The organism is Bacillus sp. RZ2MS9 (genome assembly GCF_001816185.2).
GTDB lineage: Bacteria > Bacillota > Bacilli > Bacillales > Bacillaceae_G > Bacillus_A > Bacillus_A cereus.
Genome location: NZ_CP049978.1, coordinates 5268204 through 5287411, shown reverse-complemented (window position 1 = coordinate 5287411; position 19208 = coordinate 5268204). Strand labels below are relative to the sequence as shown.

Genomic DNA, 19208 nt, shown 5'->3' with positions numbered 1-19208 from the left:
GCTAGGTGTGTTTTAACGATAATAAATTATGATTAAAAGATAATGTTAAGATTTTGTATGGAGGTCTTGGAATGTTAGCAAATCAAGCTAGGGTTAGATTTGAGCGTTTTTTGCTCTTTTTTATTATTTTACAGCCTGTTTTAGATTTATTAACGTCTCTTAGCATCACTTTATTAAAGTCAAATGCTACCGTTGGAATTTTAGTAAGATTCCTTATTATGGCTGTTGGTGGCATTTATATTTTAATTCAGGCAAAAGAGAAGGAAAATAGAAAGTTTTTAATTTATCTTATATTATTAGCCGGAGTTTTAGGAATAGGATTTATTAATAACAAACTAGTTAAGGATCCTATTGTACTTAGTGAAGAAGTTAAATTCGTTGCGAAAGCATTATATATATATATCATGCTGGGATCATACATTTTAGCTTTAAAATCATTGAAAAAGACAGTTAATATTAGTGATAAGGTTCGAAATAGTATTGTATATTCTACATTAATCATTAACGCAATTATGGTTATTTCTATTTCAACATCTACTGACTTTGGTAGTTATGAATGGATGAAGGTTGGTTCTCGAGGTTGGTTCTATGCAGGGAATGAACTAGGTTCAATCTTAGCTATTATTTTCCCTATTGTGGTACTATATTCTATTCAAAAAACAAAGAGCTGGAAACACATTTTATATTGGATTCCATCACTTTTAATGATTTATTCGCTAATTCAAGTTGGTACAAAAGTAGGGATGGGCTCAATTGGTGCTACGTTAGCGGCAGCAATCGGAATCATTGTACTACAATTATTATTTGATAGAAAAAATCCGAACAAAAAATCCCTTGCGCTTAATGCAGTAATTGCTATTGTCCTATTAGCTGGTGTAGTTGGAACGTTTAAACAAACGCCATTAGCACAAAATATGGGTATTCACAATAATTATTTATCAGAGCAAAATGTGGCGCAGCAAGGTCAAAAAGAAAAAGAAATTAAAGAGAAGCTGAAAAAAGAGCAAGAACTTAAAGAAAAAGAAGAAAATCACCATAAAGTTGAAAAGCCAGAAGAAAAGGCGAAGATAGAAGAGGAAGTTAAGAAAGAGCTTGAGAAAGAGCAAAAGAAAGAAAATCAAGAAAATCTTATTTTCAGTGGACGTCAAGTATATGAAGAAAGACATAAGCAGTTCTTTAAAGAAGCGCCAATGTCACAAAAGTTATTAGGAATGGGTTATGCAGGTAACTTTAAATACAATGAACAAAAGCAGCCAGATCCAAAACTAATTGAAATGGACTTCCATGATTGGTTTTATGATTTCGGGATTATTGGCTTTGTATTACTAATGATTCCATTTATTTATTACGGGCTAAGAATTCTACTAGCATTTGCTACGAGATTTAAGGACATATTTAATATAAAATATGGAATGATTTCAGCAAGCTTATTGTTAGCGTTAGGTATTGCTTATATTGCAGGACATATTTTAACAGCACCAGGAGTTGGTATTTACTTTGTAGTGGTGTTAGCTTATCTAATAGTAGACCTAGAAATTGAATGATAAAAATAAAAGCTAACTTTTGTTAGCTTTTATTTTTTAGTACAGTAAAATAAAAATAGATGGAAACGTAGCGAGGATTTAAAGGAGGAAAAAATATGAGAATATTGCATATGAATGCAGGAGCAGAAGATGGGGGAGGGAAAACACATATTATTTCACTTCTCGATCAGTTTCCAGCTGGTGAAGTAGAATTAGCAGTATTTGAAGATGGAATTGTTGCGAAGGAAGCAAGGGAGTTAGGGATAAAAGTCCATGTGTTTTCACAAAAGTCGCGCTATGATTTATCCATTTTAAAGAATATAAGTGAATTTATTAATAAAGAAAAATTTGATGTAGTTCATACACATGGCCCTAGGGCTAATTTCTATGTTTCTTTAATGAAAAAGAGAATAAAGGCAAAATGGGTAACGACTATTCATAGTGATCCATTTCAAGACTTTACTAAACAGGGCTTAAAAGGTTGGATTTTTACGAAATTAAATTTGAAAGCCTTAAAAAATATAGACTTATTTTTCGTTGTAACAAATAGATTGAAAAAAAGCCTGGCAGCATTAGGTATTTCAAATGAAAAGATGCATGTTATTTATAATGGAATTGAATACGATAAGGAAAAAGCAGAAGGCTATAATAAAAAAGAAATGTTCAATATTGATGAAGATGTATTTACGGCAATTCAAGTAGCACGATTACATCCTGTCAAAGGACATGAAGTTTTATTCGATGCGTTACAACAAACAAAATTAGAGAAAATTAAAGTATTATTAGTTGGCGATGGCCCATTAGAAGAAAATCTAAAGTCATTAGCTACTGAAAAAGGGATTAACGATAAAGTAGAGTTTTTAGGACATCGTCAAGATGTAAAACAATTATTTGCGTCGTCACATGTAAATTTATTAACTTCCCATAGTGAAGGGTTCCCACTAGTTTTATTAGAAGCGGCAAATCAGCGCGTACCATCAATTGTGACTAGGGCTGGAGAAATTGAACCATTAATCGTAGATGAAACTTACGGATGGATTGTGCCGACAGGTGATGGAAAGGCATTAGCATTAGCTTTAGAAGAAGCGTATGATAAGTGGAAAACTGGAGAGTTAGCAGCAATGGGTAAACATATTTATGAGCATGCTACTATGAACTTCTCACTTCAAAAACTATATGAAGATACAAAGGAAACATATAAGCAATTAATAGCGAAAAACTTGTAATGATAGAGAGGATAGTTAACTATGGCAGTACAAACAGTTGATATTCTAGGCGTTCCTTTTTCTACAATGACAATGGATGAAACGGTCCAATATTTAAAAGAACAACTAGAAGCGGAGCGAACTCATACGTTTCAGGTAGTAACAGCAAACCCTGAAATTGTTATGTGCGCAAAAAAGGATGAAAAGTTCTATCAAACATTATTGAATACAGATTTAATTACACCTGATGGTATTGGGGTTGTAAAGGCAAGCGGGATGCTTGGTACACCTTTAAAAGAACGTGTAGCAGGTTTTGATTTAATGTGTAATTTACTTGCGAAGTTATCAGAAGATAGTAAGCCGGTATCTGTTTTCTTATTAGGTGCAAAGCCGCATGTTGTACAAGCTGCAGCAGATCATTTAACAAAGACATATTCAGCTGTATCCATCGCTGGTATACAAGATGGTTATTTTAAACAAGAAGACGAAGAGAATATTATTTCTCGCATTCAAGAAGCAAAACCAGATTTATTACTTGTTGCACTTGGTTTCCCGAGACAAGAGAACTTTATCCAAAACAATAAGCATCGTTTAGAAACGAAAATGGCTGTTGGAGTGGGTGGAAGTTTAGACGTATGGGCTGGAGAGGTAAAACGCGCACCAAAATGGATTCAAGCGATTCATTTAGAGTGGTTTTATAGATTATGCAGTAATCCAACACGCTGGCGTCGTCAGTTAGTATTAGCGGAATTTTTAAAAGAAGTAATGCGTTCGAAAAAGTAGCGAAATATCGCTGCTTTTTTTATTTGTTCATTTTTAATAAATTGAAACTTTAATCAGTGAGGCATCCCCACTGATTATTAGCTCTCACCAATCGGGATAGACGTTTTACTTTTTGGGAATGATGAAGGAGAATTTTTTACACAAAAGTATTTTACTTATACAATTCACACATGTAAAATGATGTGTAAAGACACCTGTGTGAGGAGGACTTCTAGTGGGCAAGGTAAAAGAAATTTCGAAGCGCAAACTACTTGGTATAGCTGGGCTTGGATGGCTATTTGATGCAATGGATGTTGGAATGCTTTCATTTGTAATGGTAGCCTTGCAAAAGGATTGGGGATTAAGTACGCAAGAAATGGGCTGGATAGGCAGTATTAACTCAATCGGTATGGCAGTAGGAGCGCTTATTTTTGGGATACTATCAGATAAAATAGGGCGAAAATCAGTCTTTATTATTACATTATTATTATTTTCTATCGGTAGTGGTTTAACTGCATTAACAACGACACTTGCGATGTTTCTCGTTTTACGCTTTTTAATTGGTATGGGGCTTGGTGGAGAGCTTCCAGTTGCCTCTACACTAGTATCAGAGAGTGTTGAAGCGCATGAGCGTGGGAAAATTGTTGTGTTATTAGAAAGTTTTTGGGCAGGTGGATGGCTAATTGCAGCTCTTATCTCGTATTTTGTTATTCCTAAATATGGTTGGGAAGTTGCGATGGTATTGAGTGCAGTTCCAGCATTATATGCTTTATATTTAAGATGGAATTTACCGGATTCCCCAAGGTTCCAAAAAGTTGAAAAAAGGCCATCTGTTATTGAAAATATAAAATCAGTTTGGTCTGGGGAATATCGTAAAGCAACAATTATGCTATGGATTCTATGGTTTTGTGTTGTTTTTTCCTATTATGGAATGTTCCTTTGGTTACCGAGTGTAATGGTGCTAAAAGGATTTAGTTTAATAAAAAGTTTCCAATACGTACTTATTATGACATTAGCTCAACTTCCAGGATATTTCACAGCTGCTTGGTTTATTGAACGTCTCGGTCGTAAATTTGTTTTGGTTACGTATTTAATCGGGACAGCTTGCAGTGCTTATTTGTTTGGGGTTGCGGATTCATTAACAGTATTAATCGTGGCAGGTATGTTACTATCCTTCTTTAACTTAGGTGCTTGGGGAGCATTATACGCCTATACACCTGAGCAGTATCCAACGGTTATTCGTGGTACAGGTGCAGGAATGGCAGCAGCATTTGGTCGTATTGGTGGTATTCTTGGGCCACTATTAGTGGGATATTTAGTTGCTTCAGAAGCTTCACTATCATTAATATTTACGATTTTCTGTGGATCAATTTTAATTGGTGTATTCGCTGTAATAATACTTGGACAGGAAACGAAGCAACGAGAATTAGTATAAAGTGAAAATTTAAACGTATCCCTGACCGTTTATTATCCTACACTACTCGGCTCTTTATAGGCAGTTAGTGCGGGATAAAAGGGGAAAGGAAACCGAAGTGGTTTCCTTTTTTCTGTTTTTTTAGATAAATAATGGTATAGTAAGAAAAAGGGATTATTTCTTATAAAAGCGAATGTATACAACAGGACATATGGACAAAGAATTAGGTGGTTGAAGAAATGAAAATTTTACTGATCATGGAAGAGGCAGAAGAGAGAAGAGAGTTAGCTGAAAATTTCACTGAAAATATGAGAAATGTAGAATGTTTTGAAGCAAAGACAGGAACAGAATCTTTATTTATGATGAAAAAACATATACCAGACTTTGTTTTTTTAAGTTCCAAATTACTAGATGGTACTGGTTTTGAATATGCAAGTTTATTACGAGAAATAAATTGCTATACAAAATTTATTTTTGTAGGTGAAAACATAGAAGAATCTATTACAGCCTTTCGTTTCCAAGCATTTTATTATTTATTGCGACCATTTCGTGAAGAAGATTTACAATTTCTTTTATATAAAATAGGTAAAGAACAAGGTGAGAAAGCAAAGAGTTATTTGCGAAAACTACCGATAGAAAGTCAAGAGGGTATACGATATATTCTTCCAGAAGATATCGTATATGTAAGTAAAAATAAAGAAAATAAAACTGTTTCAATTTACACAACGAATAATCAGTATATTTCAACATATACACTTCAGGAATTAGAAAATAAGCTAAATGCATATGATTTTTTACGTGTACATAAAAGCTATTTAATTAATATGTCATATGTAAAAGAACTGAAACCTTATTATAATGGCACGTATAATTTGTATTTAGATAGGTATGATGAGCAACCGATTCCAGTCAGTCGTAATTATGTAAAACGCCTTCGAAATAACATTGAATTATAGTAGGTAATGAGAGTAATTTAACATGATAAACTGAAAATCCTTCATGATAGGGAGGATTCAAGTTAAATATTCAGAAAATTTAGTACAATCTCCACTAAGAAATAGTATTGGGGGAATTGTATGTGAAGACATTGAAATCGATCTTACTTTGGGGCGTTATTACAGCAGTAGGAGCAGGTGCTTTTGGGGTAATAGCTTTATCACAAGGTGAAACCATTAATGCTGTATGGCTCTTAGTAGCTGCCGTATGTGTATATGCAGTTGCTTACCGCTTTTATAGTAGATTTATAGCGAGAAAGGTTTTTAATTTAGATGATAATCGGCAAACACCAGCCCATACATTAAACGATGGGAAAGACTATGTTCCAACAAATAAGTGGGTATTGTTTGGACATCACTTTGCAGCGATTGCTGGGGCGGGACCTTTAGTAGGACCGATTTTAGCAGCACAAATGGGATATTTACCAGGAACCATTTGGATTATTGTTGGGGTAGTTATTGCGGGGGCTGTCCAAGATTTTGTCATTTTATTTGCTTCGATGAGACGTAATGGTAAATCGTTAGGAGAAATGATTAAAGATGAGATTGGACCTGTTACAGGACTAATTGCAATGATAGGTATTTTAGGAATTATGATTATTTTATTAGCAGTATTAGCGTTAGTCGTAGTAAAGGCACTAATCGGAAGTCCTTGGGGAATGTTTACGATAGCAGCAACGATTCCTATCGCTATTTTAATGGGAGTTTATATGCGCTATATTAGGCCTGGTCGTGTTGGAGAAGGATCAGTAATTGGTATTATCCTACTTATTTTATCTCTTGTTGGAGGACAGTATGTAGCAGAAAATCCAACACTTGCAAGTATGTTCACATTTAGTGGTGAAACAATTGCTATTATGCTTATTGTATATGGATTTATCGCATCGGCATTACCAGTTTGGATGCTTTTAGCACCACGTGATTATTTAAGTACATTTTTAAAAGTCGGAACAATTGTAGGGTTAGCAATCGGTATCTTAATTGTAGCACCAGATTTACAAATGCCAGCAGTTTCGAAATTTATTGATGGAACTGGTCCTGTGTTTTCTGGAAACTTATTCCCGTTCTTATTTATTACTATTGCTTGTGGTGCAGTGTCTGGATTCCATGCTCTCGTTTCATCAGGTACGACGCCGAAGATGATCGAGCAAGAGGGACACGCACAGCCAATCGGTTATGGAGCAATGTTAATGGAGTCGTTTGTAGCAGCGATGGCGATGATTGCAGCTTGTGTATTAACACCGGGAACGTATTTTGCAATTAATAGCCCCGCAGCACTTATCGGTACAGATGTTTCGCAGGCAGCTCAAGTTATTTCCTCATGGGGATTTGCTATTACACCAAATGAACTAAAAGATCTCGCTGTAAATGTTGGAGAGCAAACAATTTTATCACGTACAGGTGGTGCGCCAACATTAGCGATAGGTATGGCATATATTTTCTCACAAGTAATAGGTGGAACGGCCATGATGGCATTTTGGTATCATTTTGCGATTCTCTTTGAAGCTCTATTCATTTTAACAACAATTGATGCCGGAACGCGTGTCGGCCGATTTATGATTCAAGATATTTTAGGGCATGTATATAAGCCATTTGGGAAAACGGATTCTACATTAGCGAATGTAATCGCTACAACATTATGTGTATTAGGGTGGGGATATTTCTTATACCAAGGGGTAATAGATCCGCTCGGTGGAATTAATACATTATGGCCACTTTTCGGTATTGCAAATCAAATGCTAGCAGGTATTGCATTATTACTTGGAACGACAATTTTGTTTAAAATGGGAAAAAAGGCGTACGTTTGGGTAACACTTATTCCAACTATCGGGTTGCTGATTGTAACGATGACGGCGGGATATCAAAAGCTATTTCATGAAAATCCTAAAATTGGATTTCTATCGCATGCAAAGGTATTTCAGGGAGCATTAGATGAGGGAAAAGTGTTAGCGCCAGCTAAAAATGTCGCTCAAATGAAGCAAATTATTTTCAATGATTATATCGATGCAGCGCTTTGCGGAATTTTTATGATAGTTGTAATCGCTGTGTTAATTTCAGCACTTCGAATTTGGATCCAAGTATTAAGAAATAAGCCAATGCCGTTAAAAGAGGCACCATATATTCCTAGAGATGAAAGTGAGTCGAGGAACTATGCTTAAAAAGTTGTGGCAAGTATGGGGTGAAAGAAAACGCTTTATTAGTTTGCTCGTTGGAGTACCAAGTTATGAAGTATATGTGGAGCATATGAAAAAGCATCATCCTGAAGAAGAGGTTGTATGTCAAAAGCAATTTTTTGCTGAGGCACAAGAAGCAAGATTTAATGCAAAGGGTGGAAAAATATCACGCTGTTGTTAATGAAAAAGGGCGAGTTTTCGCTCTTTTTATTTTTTTGCTGTTTCACGTGGAACAGCAAAAATAAACAAAACCTTTGGGAATTAAAGGTATTTCGTATACAATAAAGTGAGGAAGGGGATAGATGGAAAAGTAGGGAGATTATTTTATGTTAAGGGACTTATTTGTAAATACAACAATTATTCTTTCCTTTATTTTTATTGGGGGTCAGCTTTTAAGGGATAAGCCGTTAAAAGAAGGATTCTCTTTTGGGCAGAAATGTGTAGTAGGCATTTTTACTGGGATACTAGGTATAGTATTAATGTATTTCAGTGTTCGTGTTGGTACCATTCTATTGGATTTACGCTATTTAGCTGTTATTCTAGCTGTTATTATTGGAGGACCGATAGCGAGTACCATAACAATTGGTATGATTTTAGTAACTAGGCTGTTGTTTATGGATTATTCATTAGCTTCTCAAGTGGCTTTTTATACAATCATTGCGATAGGAATAGGGAGTATCTTTATTTCGCGCATGAAGCTTTCTTTAGGGGGAAAGTGGGTATGGTTACACACATATATTTTATCTATTCTAATCCCAGCGTTATATATATGGTTAATTAAAGAGATCCACATAGTGGGATTATATTTAATTTCTAGTATTATTACAGGTTACATAACATTCATAAGTGCAAATTATGTTTTACAATCCAATGAGTTATTTCAAAAGATGAAACAATACGCAACGATAGATGCATTGACAGGTTTAGGAAACGTAAGACAGTTTGATTTAGAGATGAATCGTCATATTAGTAATAAGAACATGAAAAATGATTCGTTTTGTTTACTACTTATAGATATTGACCACTTTAAGTATGTAAATGATACGTACGGGCATCCTGCAGGGGACGAAGTGCTAAAACAAGTAGGATGTATTTTACGAGAAACTTCACAATTTCCAGATTTGGCTTTTCGAAAGGGTGGAGAGGAGTTTGCGCTTTTGATACCGAATAAGGGATTAGCTTACGGAATTCGTATGGGCGAGCAAATTCGTACAGCTGTTGAAAGTCACCCATTTCAATTGTTAGATGAAACGAAAATAAAAATTACAGTTTCGGTGGGGGTTTCAGAATATGAAGAATCACCGGAGAAATTTATTCAAGCGGCGGATGATGCGTTATACTACTCGAAACGAAATGGTAGAAATAAGGTCAGCTCTGTATCTTAAAGATAAGATGACCAGAAGACATAAAGCTTATAAAAAACACTCACAGAGGCCATGTATGAACTTTGTGAGTGTTTTTTATTTATATATTAGACAAGCTCTTTTGATACAACAAATTTACGATATGCACCATGGTGAGTTGGACCTACGTATTCGTTAATTTTGAATGAGTAACGAATAGCAGCCGTGATGAATTCTTTAGCAGTTTTTACTGCTTCTTTCACAGGTTTTCCTTTTGCAAGTTCTGCTGTAATTGCAGCAGAATATGTGCAACCTGCGCCGTGTGTATTTGTCGTATCAATTTTTTCTGATTCTAGAAGGTCGAATGTTTCTCCATCATATAGGACGTCGATTGCAGTTTCCGTACCAAGTTTGCTACCGCCTTTAATTAGGACGTATTTCGCACCTAAAGCATGGATCTTTTTCGCTGCTTCTTTCATGTCTTCAAGAGAATTAATCTTTACGCCACTTAATTGGTAAGCTTCAAATAAGTTTGGTGTTACAACTAATGCCTTTGGAACAAGAACGTCACGTAAGCAATCATTCGTTTCAGGATGTAATGCTTCATCAGCACCTTTACATACCATAACAGGGTCAACTACTACATTTTTGAAATTGTGCTTTTCGATTGTTTCTGCAACCATTTCAATAATTTCTACTGATCCAAGCATACCTGTTTTTAAAGCGTCTACGCCAACACCTTCAATTGTTGTTTCTAATTGTGGTTTTAATGTAGAAGCTGGGATTGGAAATACGTTATGTGCCCAACCGTTATGTGGATCCATCGTTACGATTGTTGTAAGAGATGTCATTCCGTATACGCCCAGTTCTTGGAATGTTTTTAAATCTGCTTGTATACCAGCACCGCCACTTGTGTCAGAACCAGCGATAGTAAGTGCTTTATTTAATGTCATTATGAAAGCCCCCTCGAGTGATATAATGAAAACTATGTTCTCACCATTATATCAATGTTACGAATAAGTACAAAGTGAAAAGTAGATGATTTATTTTAAGAGCTATTTAAAATCTTGTATGCAGGAGACTGAGTATGTTTCGAGATAATCGTACAAATGAATTAGTTATATTAAAGGAAATTGCAGAAACATTAAATACATCAAATGATACATATCATGTATTGCAAGCTGTCCTAGAGAAATTACTAAGTGTAACAGGTTTAACGACAGGATGGATTTTTCTTGCGGATGAAAATGGGAAGTATACGAAGTTAATTGATTATCAATTACCAGAGGCACTTACATATGAAAATAAACGCCCGATGTGCGAAGGTGAATGTTGGTGTTTACGAGGTTTTGTAGATGGAAAATTAGAGAGAGCCGTTAATATTATTGAATGTAAAAGAATTAATAATGCAATTGAATATAATTGGGGGGATACGGAGGGCATTCTTCATCATGCTACGGTTCCTTTAAAAGCTGGGGGAGAAAAATTTGGGTTGTTAAATGTTGCAAGTCCGGGTAAAACACATTTTTCAGAAGAAGAATTAGTATTACTCCAATCGGTTGCCTTCCAAATTGGTACGGCTTTAAAGCGAACAAAATTATATGAAAATGAAAAGAGAAGAGCACATTATTATGTGAAATTAGAGCGTTTCATTCAAGATTTAAAAACGATTCATAAGTTTAATGTACTACCTGAAAAAGTGGTAAATCACGTGGGTGAAGTATTTCAATGGAATCAAGTAGCGCTTTTTATTAGGGAGGAAAAAGAATTATCTCTGCGAGCGTCTTACGTTCAGGAAGAGTTAAAAGAGGATATAAAAGAGGCGGCCAAGAGGGCGTTAGAACAAGATGAACCAGTTCTAATAAAACATCAAATAGGACATAATGTACATCTAAATCGAGCTGTTATTGCTACACCAATACATATTCAAAACCATATATTTGGTGTTTTATGTGTTAGCCTGAATAATGGAGAGTTTGATGCTAATACAATAGACGTAATTCAAGCATTATCGAACCATGTTTCGTTAATAATAGAGAATTTGAGGTTAAACGAGCAGCGCCGTGAACTTGTGCGAATGGAAGAAAGAAATCGGTTAGCAAGAGATTTACATGATTCTGTTTCGCAAAAATTATTTTCATTAACCTTCATGACAAAAGGCGCCGAGGCAGTTTTAAAAGGTAAAAATGAAAAGGTAGATCAATCTTTGCATGAGATGCGTGAACTTGCGCAAGGAGCTTTGAAAGAAATGAGGACATTAATTTGGCAGCTTCGTCCGGCGGGATTAGAAAAAGGATTATTGCCAGCTCTAAAGCAGTACGGTGAAAATTTGGGACTGAAAATTAGGGAGCAAGTTACGGGTGTTCGTGATTTACCTCGTGTAGTAGAAGAAGCTTTGTGGCGCATAGGCCAAGAAGCACTGAACAATGTAAGTAAGCATGCAGGTATAAAAGAAGCGACGATTTATTTTACAGTGAATGAGAAAAATGTATCATTAGAAATAGTTGATCAAGGAAAGGGATTTGTGGAAAAGAATATAAAAGAAAAGAAATCACTAGGTATGATTACGATGCGTGAAAGAGTAGAATTAGTTGGTGGAACAATTAAAATTGTAAGTAGTAATAAACGAACGAGCGTAAAAGTAAATGTACCATTATGATGTGAAAATGAGGGAAGTTTGTGAAAATAAAAGTATTGTTAGTTGATGATCATACAGTCGTTTTAAAAGGATTAGCATTTTTCTTAAGTACACAGGAAGATTTAGAGTTAGTTGGAGAAGCGAATAATGGGAAAGAAGCGTTAGTGAAAGTAGGAGAAACAACTCCCGATGTTATATTAATGGATTTATACATGCCTGAAATGGATGGTGTTGAGGCGACGGCATATATTAAAAAAGAGTATCCAAATGTGAAAGTAATTGTATTAACTAGCTTTTCTGATCAGGCGCATGTGTTACCTGCATTAAGGGCTGGAGCAAGTGGTTATATTTTAAAAGATGTAGAACCAGATCAGCTTGTTGAGGCTATTCGAAGCGCATATAAAGGTAATATTCAATTACATCCGGATATAGCAAATGCTCTTCTCTCTCAAACATTACCTGTAGAAGAAAAGGAAGAAGAACCTTCTATTCAAGTGGATGTGCTAACAGCGAGAGAAAATGAAGTATTGCAGCTATTAGCGAAAGGGATGAGCAATAAGGAAGTTGCATCTGTTTTAGTTATTACAGAAAAGACGGTTAAGGCGCATGTAAGTAGCATTTTGAGTAAGTTGAATTTATCTGATCGTACGCAAGCGGCATTATATGCAGTGAAAAATGGAATTGTATAAGACGAAAGTCGTAAGACCAAGTTCGCCTTTGGAAGGTGGACTTTTTTTATGGAAAAATACGTCTATGTGAGGACGAAATTGTCATTATATAAAGATAAAATATGTTTGTAAGCAACAAAACAACAATTACAAGGGATACCTTTTTTGAAAGCATATAACAACATAAGAGTGAGTACTAGGAGGAATAAATAATGGCAACAGTTTTATTCGTTAAAGCAAATAACCGTCCAGCGGAACAAGCAGTTAGTGTAAAATTATATGAGGCATTTTTAGCAAACTATAAAGAAGCACACCCAAATGATACAGTAGTAGAACTTGATTTATATAAAGAAGAATTACCATATGTAGGCGTAGATATGATTAATGGTACATTCAAGGTAGGTAAAGGATTTGATTTAACAGAAGAAGAGGCAAAAGCAGTAGCAGTTGCTGATAAGTATTTAAATCAATTCCTAGAAGCTGATAAAGTTGTTTTCGGCTTCCCATTATGGAACTTAACGATTCCAGCAGTATTGCACACATATATTGATTATTTAAACCGTGCTGGTAAAACGTTCAAATATACGCCAGAGGGTCCAGTTGGCCTAATCGGAGATAAGAAGATTGCATTATTAAATGCAAGAGGCGGCGTATATTCAGAAGGTCCAGCAGCTGAGGTAGAAATGGCTGTTAAATATGTAGCAAGTATGATGGGCTTCTTCGGCGCAACAAACATGGAAACAGTAGTTATTGAAGGGCATAACCAATTCCCAGATAAAGCAGAAGAAATCATTGCTGCAGGTCTTGAAGAAGCAGCTAAAGTAGCAAGTAAATTTTAATTAAAAGTATAATCGTCACTCGAAAAAACAGCATTAACATGTAAACGTTAATGCTGTTTTTTTATATTTTTAGTTCATCAGCAAGTTTTTCTAATGTATTTCGATCTTGTATATAATATGTTCGGCCTTCTTTTCTTAAATAATTTTGTTGGCAAAACTGATTTAATACATATAAAAGATGACGGTAGCTGACATTTAAATATTCCGAGGCCTCGGTATGCTTTTCTATATAACAATTACTTTGCTCTGTTAATAAAATAAAAGCAGCTAATCGATTTTCAAAAGGATAACTATAGTTTTTTGCGTAATTTTCAGTGCGAGTAATTGTCTTTTCTCCAATAAATTTACATAAGTGCTGTAAAAACGTTGCATCTTGTAATAAAAGTTGCTGACAATCTTTAAGAGGAAGTGCCAAACACACACAATCTTCTAGTACTTCAACAGACTTAGTAATATTTTCTACTCCTATTAATCCTAATTCCCCGATAAAAGATGGTGCTTGAATAAAATTAATTAATGAAACCTTCCCGTTTTTATGACTCATATATATTTTTGCCTTCCCAGAAATTAAGTAATAGAGATAAGGGAGAGTATTTCCTTCGCTACATATCATCTCTTTCGTTTGAAAAGAATGTAGCTCTACATATGGCAAGACATGAAATGAAAATAGGGTATGGAATTGATGGATTTGCATGTATTGATAAATTTCTTCCTTATTTTTGCTGATTTTCATATTTTCACCCCTATGTATAGTATGAGATATCTCCTATTATCTTTACAAGAAGGAATGATACGATTTATGTAAATTTGTTTTTGTAGAAAAGAGAGTGTGATGAGTTTATGAAAAAATATAAAACATTGCTATTTGATGTAGATGATACATTATTAGATTTCCAAAAGGCTGAAAAAGTGGCTTTACGGGTGCTTTTTGAAGAGAAGGGAATCCCTTTAACAGACGAGATAGAGGCTCGTTATAAAAAAATAAATAAAGGTCTTTGGGATGCTTTTGAAAAAGGTGAACTATCACGCAATGAAGTTGTAAATACACGATTCTCTCTGTTGTTTAAAGAGTATGGAGAAGAAGTAGACGGAATATTATTCGAAAATAATTACCGTAACTACTTAGAAGAAGGAAATCAACTCATGCAAGGTGCGTTTAAATTTATAAATCAAATTCAAGGGGAGTATGAGTTGTATATAGTGACAAATGGTGTTTCTAAGACGCAAGATAAACGTTTGCGTAATGCAGGGTTACATTCATTGTTTAAAGATGTTTTTGTTTCGGAAGATACAGGTTTTCAAAAGCCGATGAAAGAGTATTTTGATTATGTTTTTGAACGGATTCCTAACTTTGCACCTGAAGAAGGGCTGATTATTGGAGATTCATTAAGCGCGGATATTAAAGGTGGATATGTAGCGGGAATTGATACTTGTTGGTTTAATCCAGAAAGGAAATTAAATGATAGTGGGATTATACCGACATATGAAGTGCATAATTTTGAGGAGTTAGAAGCGTTATTAAAGCAGCATGTGTAATAAAAAAATAGGCAGTGGAGCTTTCATCCCCACTCCTATTTTTATTAATTTTTATTTTCGTTATGTTTTGGCAGCGGAAAGGCATTCCCGATAGCAGCTGCACCAAGCATGGGCAATAGTAAATTAAGCGGGAAAAACATAAGTAATAGTAATGTTATAGCTATTGGCTTTCGTAACGCATAGCTTGAAATTGCTGTCGTTACGATGGCAACAGATGCTACTGGATCTATAGGAAGAATAGATGCTACAGCGTATCCGATACTTGACCCGGAAAATATAATTGGGAAGATATGTCCACCTCGCCACCCTGTGTTCAAACAAACGGCAGTAATGCACAACTTTAAAATCCCTGAAAGAAGTAGTATCCAAAAAGATAAATGGCTCCATTCAACAACTAATTCTTTTAATTGATGTTCCCCTGAAAATAATGTGTACGGAAGAAAAGTTCCCGCAATTCCTAATAAAATACCACCGATAATTCCGAGTGTCAGTTTGTATTCCCTAAAAGGGTGAATTAACTTCTCTAATGTGAATTCTAACTTGAAATAAAAGAAACCAACTATAGCACCGATACTAGCAAGTGGAAGAAATGCGATCCATTCATTGAAAGAAAGTGCACCTTCCCCGAAATCAACAATAAAGGATCCACGATTATCGAGTTTACTCAGTAGTAAATAAACAGAAAAACCTGCGAAAGTAGTAGCTAAGTATACAATCGCCTTTTTTCCTTTAGAAAAAGCAGCAATTTGTTCCCCCTCATTTTCATTTGGTGCTAAATAACCGAATAATGGTGCGTTAAAAATGACACTTAAAGTAGCTCCAATTCCGATCTCGGTTAGCTCATTCATACCCTTTAAGGCAAATTTAAAGCGATCCCCTACCCATGTGCACAGTCCGCCTATAATTCCAACTAGTGCGGCTTCTGGACCAAGACTAGCACCGAAAATTAAAACAATAATCGCTGTTAAAGTAGCCTGATGGACAAAGCGATATTCGATTCGACCAGTTTTTTTATATTCAGCCATCACTTCAGGCATAAGGCGTGGGTATGTACCGAAATGTTTTTGTGATAGACCAACAAGGACCCCGCCAATTATTGTTACGCAAAGGGTGTAATAAGAGGGAAAAGAGAGAACTTCAGGCAAGTATCCCCAAATAAAGTGGATTCCAATATTTATTGTGACTAAAAATAACCAGACTGTAGCTCCTACTATAGATCCTAGAAGAATGCCATATAGAGCAAGTATGTACTGCATATCTTTTTTATTTGTCATGTTATACCTCCGTTATGTAAATCTTAGTAGGTAAAAAAGTGAAATATACTAGTGAAAAATGGATTGAATATATATAGTATCTTTTTGAGAAGATGGCCTATTCAACATATAGGCTAACTTTAGGGGAATTTGAATTTATAGGTTAAATTACTTATTTAATTTTATAGACTGATTTGAGGTTTTTAAAGGTCTTTTTTGAAATAGACTAGAATATATTTCTTTTGTTGCTTTATATGAAACTGTTAACATTTATTTTAGAACATTCAGAAAAACTGTTTGACATTAGGAAATTATTGCTATAAAATCAACGGTAATTGCATAGTCTTATCAAGAAAAGGTGGAGGGACAGGCCCGATGAAACCTTGGCAACAGCCGTATAACGGAATTGTGCCAAATCCTGCAGGTAGTAATCCTGAGAGATAAGAAAGAGCCTTTAGAGCGTGTTTTCAAACTGCTCCTTTCTTGTTTTCAGGAAAGGGGCAGTTTTTTATTTTGTATAAAAGAAAGGAGAATGAGAGATGGGAGAATCATGGGGAAAAGGAACAATTTGTGTGCAAGGTGGCTATACGCCAAAAAATGGTGAACCACGTGTTTTACCACTTTATCAAAGTACAACATATAAATACGATACTTCAGATGATTTAGCAGCCCTATTTAACTTAGAGGCAGAAGGATATATTTATACACGTATTGGAAACCCTACTCTAGCCGCATTTGAGCAGAAGTTATCAGATTTAGAAGGCGGTGTAGGAGCTGTTGCAACGGCTTCTGGGCAAGCAGCTATTATGCTCGCAGTTTTAAATATTTGTAGTAGTGGGGATCATTTACTTTGTTCTTCAACGGTTTACGGGGGAACGTTTAATTTATTTGGAGTGAGTTTGCGTAAACTGGGCATTGATGTTACGTTCTTTAATCCAAATTTAACGGCAGATGAAATTACGGCGCTTGCTAATGACAAGACGAAACTTATCTATGCAGAATCGTTAGGAAATCCAGCGATGAATGTTTTAAATTTTAAAGAATTTTCAGCTGCTGCTAAAGAATTAGAGGTACCTTTTATCGTTGATAATACATTAGCAACTCCTTATTTATGCCAGGCGTTTGAACATGGGGCAAATATTATTGTTCATTCTACGACGAAGTATATCGATGGGCATGCGAGCTCCTTAGGCGGTATTGTAATTGACGGTGGAAACTTTGATTGGACAAATGGAAAGTATCCTGAACTTGTTGAACCAGATCCAAGTTATCACGGTGTAAGTTACGTTCAAAACTTTGGTGCAGCAGCGTATATTGTGAAAGCACGTGTTCAGCTATTAAGAGATTATGGAAATTGTATGAGCCCATTCAATGCATATATTAGCAATATTGGCTTAGAAACATTGCATTTACGAATGGAACGTCATAGTGAAAATGCTCTTGCAGTTGCTAAGTGGCTTGCTAATCATGAACGTATTGAATGGGTGAATTATCCGGGCTTAGATAGTAATGAAAATTACTCATTGGCACAACAGTACTTGAAAAAAGGTGCTAGTGGTGTTTTAACTTTCGGTATTAAAGGCGGATTAGAAGCAGCAAAAGAATTTATCGCAAATGTAAAACTAGCAACTCTTGTAACACACGTAGCTGATGCACGAACTTGCGTTATACATCCTGCTAGTACGACGCATAGACAATTAAATGCTGAAGATCAGCGTTTAGCTGGTGTTACATCTGATTTAATTCGTTTATCAGTTGGTATAGAAGATGTTTCTGATATTATTGCAGATTTGGAAGCAGCTCTAGTTGGGGGCAAAACACATGCCGATCATAATTGATAAAGATTTACCGGCTCGCAAAGTGTTACAAAAAGAAAATATTTTTGTAATGACGAAGGAGCGAGCGGAAACACAAGATATACGCGCTTTGAAAATTGCTATATTAAATTTAATGCCAACGAAGCAAGACACAGAGGCACAATTACTTCGCTTAATTGGAAACACACCGTTACAATTAGATGTTCATTTGCTTCATATGGAATCACATCTATCTCGTAATGTAACGCAAGAACATTTAACAAGCTTTTATAAAACGTTTCGTGATATTGAAAATGAAAAGTTTGATGGGCTCATTATTACAGGAGCGCCAGTGGAGACCCTTGCTTTTGAAGAGGTAGATTATTGGGAAGAGCTTAAACATATTATGGAGTATTCAAAAACGAATGTAACATCTACGCTCCATATTTGCTGGGGAGCACAGGCTGGCTTGTACTATCATTATGGTGTTCCAAAGTATCCCCTTAAGGAAAAAATGTTCGGTGTATTTGAACATGAAGTTTGCGAGCAACATGTGAAATTGTTACAAGGATTTGATGAATTGTTTTTTGCTCCGCATTCTCGTCATACAGAAGTACGAGAGAATGATATTAGAGGAGTGAAAGACTTAACATTGTTAGCAAACTCTGAAGAAGCAGGTGTTCACCTTGTTATTGGGCCAGAAGGAAGGCAAGTGTTTGCCCTTGGACATAGCGAATATAGTTGTGAGACGTTAAAACAAGAATACGAACGAGATCGTGACAAGGGATTAAATATTGATGTGCCAAAAAACTATTTTAAACATAATAATCCAGATGAAAAGCCGCTTGTTAGGTGGAGGAGTCATGGTAATTTATTGTTTTCTAATTGGTTGAATTATTACGTGTATCAAGAAACCCCTTATATATTGTAAAGAAGGATTGTGTAACACGTGGCAACGTTTTCCTTGTAAAGATTAACCTTTATTTTTCCGAATGTTCAAAATACATTGTTTTTCAGATTTTTTACTCATATAATTTCATCTAAACACAATTTTTGAGGGGT

The 19208-nt window shown here is 35.3% G+C and carries 17 protein-coding genes and 1 riboswitch; of the genes, 14 read left to right on the top strand and 3 right to left on the bottom strand.

Features of this window, described 5'->3' with window-relative positions; translation table 11 throughout:
- Positions 1-71: 71 nt before the first annotated feature.
- The 8 genes from BHV55_RS26995 to BHV55_RS26960 all read left to right on the top strand — a co-directional run bounded on the left by BHV55_RS26995 (position 72) and on the right by BHV55_RS26960 (position 9458).
- A complete protein-coding gene (locus BHV55_RS26995; RefSeq protein ID WP_000880764.1) occupies positions 72-1544 on the top strand; it encodes an O-antigen ligase family protein in 1473 nt (490 codons plus the stop codon).
- A 95-nt stretch (positions 1545-1639) separates the two neighbouring features.
- Positions 1640-2749, top strand: coding sequence for a glycosyltransferase family 4 protein (locus tag BHV55_RS26990; protein WP_001221215.1), 1110 nt, complete (start codon positions 1640-1642; stop codon positions 2747-2749).
- 21 nt (positions 2750-2770) lie between these two features.
- The gene (locus tag BHV55_RS26985; protein ID WP_000290748.1) at positions 2771-3511 is read left to right on the top strand and encodes a WecB/TagA/CpsF family glycosyltransferase; all 741 of its coding nucleotides are present in this window, start codon (positions 2771-2773) and stop codon (positions 3509-3511) included.
- Positions 3512-3725: 214 nt separating this feature from the next.
- Positions 3726-4925, top strand: a complete 1200-nt coding sequence (locus BHV55_RS26980) for an MFS transporter (RefSeq protein WP_000521077.1) — start codon at positions 3726-3728, stop codon at positions 4923-4925.
- A gap of 218 nt (positions 4926-5143) precedes the next feature.
- The gene (locus BHV55_RS26975; RefSeq protein ID WP_000698256.1) at positions 5144-5860 is read left to right on the top strand and encodes a LytR/AlgR family response regulator transcription factor; all 717 of its coding nucleotides are present in this window, start codon (positions 5144-5146) and stop codon (positions 5858-5860) included.
- Positions 5861-5982: 122 nt separating this feature from the next.
- Complete coding sequence (gene cstA / locus BHV55_RS26970; protein WP_070758274.1) at positions 5983-8058, top strand: carbon starvation protein CstA; 2076 nt, start codon at positions 5983-5985, stop codon at positions 8056-8058.
- Complete coding sequence (locus tag BHV55_RS26965; RefSeq protein ID WP_000914504.1) at positions 8051-8254, top strand: YbdD/YjiX family protein; 204 nt, start codon at positions 8051-8053, stop codon at positions 8252-8254. Before cstA ends, BHV55_RS26965 begins: the two co-directional genes overlap by 8 nt.
- Positions 8255-8399: 145 nt before the next feature.
- On the top strand, positions 8400-9458 hold the full coding sequence (locus BHV55_RS26960; protein ID WP_048568675.1) for a GGDEF domain-containing protein: 1059 nt from the start codon (positions 8400-8402) through the stop codon (positions 9456-9458).
- Between the two features lie 86 nt (positions 9459-9544).
- Here the strand turns inward: BHV55_RS26960 and pdxK are convergent, their stop codons facing one another.
- Positions 9545-10369 (bottom strand): pyridoxine/pyridoxal/pyridoxamine kinase, encoded by an 825-nt coding sequence (gene pdxK / locus BHV55_RS26955; RefSeq protein WP_000174252.1) that lies wholly within the window; start codon positions 10367-10369, stop codon positions 9545-9547.
- A gap of 134 nt (positions 10370-10503) precedes the next feature.
- Here pdxK and BHV55_RS26950 point away from each other — a divergent pair, with 134 nt between their 5' ends.
- From BHV55_RS26950 to BHV55_RS26940, 3 genes are all read left to right on the top strand, one after another.
- Complete coding sequence (locus BHV55_RS26950; RefSeq protein ID WP_000488129.1) at positions 10504-12075, top strand: GAF domain-containing sensor histidine kinase; 1572 nt, start codon at positions 10504-10506, stop codon at positions 12073-12075.
- 20 nt (positions 12076-12095) lie between these two features.
- Complete coding sequence (locus BHV55_RS26945; RefSeq protein ID WP_000695813.1) at positions 12096-12743, top strand: response regulator; 648 nt, start codon at positions 12096-12098, stop codon at positions 12741-12743.
- Between the two features lie 191 nt (positions 12744-12934).
- Positions 12935-13561 (top strand): FMN-dependent NADH-azoreductase, encoded by a 627-nt coding sequence (locus tag BHV55_RS26940; RefSeq protein WP_000246735.1) that lies wholly within the window; start codon positions 12935-12937, stop codon positions 13559-13561.
- Between the two features lie 61 nt (positions 13562-13622).
- Here BHV55_RS26940 and BHV55_RS26935 read toward each other — a convergent pair whose 3' ends face one another.
- On the bottom strand, positions 13623-14294 hold the full coding sequence (locus BHV55_RS26935; RefSeq protein WP_070758272.1) for a transcriptional regulator YeiL: 672 nt from the start codon (positions 14292-14294) through the stop codon (positions 13623-13625).
- Between the two features lie 107 nt (positions 14295-14401).
- Between BHV55_RS26935 and BHV55_RS26930 the strand changes: the two genes are divergently transcribed.
- Complete coding sequence (locus tag BHV55_RS26930; RefSeq protein WP_000760189.1) at positions 14402-15097, top strand: YjjG family noncanonical pyrimidine nucleotidase; 696 nt, start codon at positions 14402-14404, stop codon at positions 15095-15097.
- Between the two features lie 44 nt (positions 15098-15141).
- Here BHV55_RS26930 and BHV55_RS26925 read toward each other — a convergent pair whose 3' ends face one another.
- Entirely contained in the window at positions 15142-16371 is a 1230-nt protein-coding gene (locus BHV55_RS26925) for a chloride channel protein (RefSeq protein ID WP_000182464.1), read from the bottom strand.
- Between the two features lie 321 nt (positions 16372-16692).
- Positions 16693-16797, top strand: a riboswitch (SAM riboswitch).
- Positions 16798-16889: 92 nt separating this feature from the next.
- Between BHV55_RS26925 and BHV55_RS26920 the strand changes: the two genes are divergently transcribed.
- Positions 16890-18188: a bifunctional O-acetylhomoserine aminocarboxypropyltransferase/cysteine synthase gene (locus BHV55_RS26920; RefSeq protein ID WP_000504780.1), complete on the top strand. Its 1299-nt coding sequence runs from the start codon at positions 16890-16892 to the stop codon at positions 18186-18188.
- Positions 18172-19077 (top strand): homoserine O-acetyltransferase MetA, encoded by a 906-nt coding sequence (metA, locus tag BHV55_RS26915; RefSeq protein WP_001121538.1) that lies wholly within the window; start codon positions 18172-18174, stop codon positions 19075-19077. The genes BHV55_RS26920 and metA overlap by 17 nt, the downstream gene beginning before the upstream one ends.
- Positions 19078-19208 lie beyond the last annotated feature (131 nt).